This window comes from Mesorhizobium sp. M3A.F.Ca.ET.175.01.1.1 (assembly GCF_004791945.1).
Lineage (GTDB): Bacteria > Pseudomonadota > Alphaproteobacteria > Rhizobiales > Rhizobiaceae > Mesorhizobium.
Window position 1 is genome coordinate 1 of the sequence record NZ_SRTP01000331.1, and the last position, 299, is coordinate 299.

Here is a 299-nt window from a genome sequence, read left to right on the forward strand (position 1 = left end):
CGCCGTCGTCGACAGCGGCGTGGAGATCCCCTACCCGCCTTTGACCGCCAACCTCCACCACGAGATCGAGCTGGTCGTCGCGATCGGCACGGCCGGTTTCCGCATTCCCCGCACCGAGGCGCTCACCCATGTCTGGGGCTATGGCGTCGGCGTCGACCTGACCCGCCGTGACCTGCAGGACCAGGCCAAGAAGGCGGCGCGTCCGTGGGACTGGTCCAAGGCATTCGACCAGTCCGCGCCTTGCGGTCCGCTGGCTCCGGCCGCGAAAACCGGGCATCCGGAGAAAGGCCGCATCTGGC

General features: G+C 69.2%; 1 protein-coding gene. It reads left to right on the plus strand.

The window, feature by feature from the left end; all coding sequences use genetic code 11:
• Positions 1-299 (plus strand): fumarylacetoacetate hydrolase family protein (locus EN818_RS31860; protein WP_189524012.1); only part of this gene is annotated, 299 nt, incomplete at both ends.